The 1,486-nt window shown below is 67.4% G+C and carries 1 protein-coding gene; it reads right to left on the bottom strand.

Annotated elements, in window-relative coordinates; all coding sequences use genetic code 11:
• Positions 1 to 24 precede the first annotated feature (24 nt).
• Complete coding sequence (locus tag C1J01_RS48005) at positions 25 to 1,320, bottom strand: outer membrane protein assembly factor BamB family protein (RefSeq protein ID WP_111185808.1); 1,296 nt, start codon at positions 1,318 to 1,320, stop codon at positions 25 to 27.
• Positions 1,321 to 1,486 lie beyond the last annotated feature (166 nt).

The following is a 1,486-nucleotide window of genomic DNA, read 5'->3' as shown; positions in this document are numbered from 1 at the left end:
GGCTTGGGGTGGCGGTGTGGTGGGTCAGTTGGTCTTGGGGAGTTTGTAGTAGCTGATGGCGTTGTCGGCTGTTATGGAGCTCCAGGGGACGATGATGACGGCGCCGTTCTGTTCGTAGACCTTGGCGCGTTCGGCTTCGAGGCCGAACTCGAGCGGGAGGTCTCCCAGGCCCTTGGCTTTGCCGGTTTTGGCGTCGACGCGGATGAGGCGGGGGGCGAGGTCGCGGTGGTCGCCTACTTCGAGGGCCAGGAGGCCGGAGTCGTCGGCGCGGATGTAGGCGAGTCGTGAGGGACGGTTGCCGGACGACTCCCATACCCGGCGGCCGGTCTCGAAGTCGTAGGCGAGCACGTTGTTGCGGCTGCGAAACGAGTCGGGGACCTTCTTCGGCCAGGTGGCCAGGTAGAGGCGGTCTCCGTGGACGGCTACGCGGTAGTGGAGGCGCATGCCCCGGATGGTGATCAGGTCGTTGAGGGGGAGAAGGTCGATCTTGCCGACCGTGATCTCGCTGGCTTTGCCCGAGTCGTCGTAGCGGGTGAAGTGGGTGCCGTAGGCGTCCTCGATCTGGGTGACGATGGGGTTCACCGAGGCGATGGTGCCTGAATAGATCCGGCGGCTGGGGTGTTTGCGGGTCATCTTGCCGGTTTCCGGGTCGAGGACCAGGACGCGGTCTTTGGTGTAGGGGTATACGCAGTGCGCGAGCATGACGACGCGACCGGGTGCGGCGTTGGTGTCCCGGACTGAGCAGTTCTTGGGGGCGGTCGCGGTCCAGCGTACGGTGCCGTCCGTCAGGTTGTGGGCGTGGACCTTGTCGCCGATCTGGAGGATGGCCAGGCCGTCGGTGCTGACGATCAGCGGGGTCTGGATCGTGTCGGACGTGGTGGATTGTTCGGCTTGGATCTCCTGCTGCCACGTGATCTTGCCGGTGGCGGTGTCGATGCCGGCGAGGCGGTCACATGCGCCCGCGTCGCCGTACGCGATGGCGGCGATGCCTTCGTGCGCGTCCGGGGTGGCGCCGCAAAGTTGTTCTCCCGGGGACGGGGTGCCCCAGGCGCGCTTGCCCGTCGCGAGGTCGTAGGCGAGGACGCCGTCCTTCTGCACCCGGATGATGGTGGTGTCGGTCAGCCAGGTGGCGAAGCCCATCCCCGAGGTGAAGTCGAAGCCGCCGGCCCCGATCAGGGGGACCTGCCACTGGGAGACCGGGCGTTCGGGTGTCTTCGCGGACTCCTTCGCCTGCGGGGGTGTGGGTGTGGTGGGCTCGCCGCTCTGGGAGACGAACCATGCGGTTCCGGCTCCGATGGCGAGCAGCGTGGCCAGGCCCAACGAGATCAGGGCGGCTGTCTTTCCTTTTTTGCCGCGTTGTGGGGGTGGTTCTGGGCTCCACGAGCCCGGCGCGTGCGGCCCGGGCCACTGAGGTGGTGGTGGCGGCAAGTACGAGCCTGGGGATGGGTAGGCGCCCTGCGGGGGTGCGGGGTACGACCCTTGTGGG

The sequence above is a fragment of the Nonomuraea aridisoli genome, from assembly GCF_003236395.1.
GTDB lineage: Bacteria > Actinomycetota > Actinomycetes > Streptosporangiales > Streptosporangiaceae > Nonomuraea > Nonomuraea aridisoli.
The sequence above is the reverse complement of the archived record's forward strand: the minus strand, read 5'-3'. Positions and strand labels throughout refer to the sequence as shown.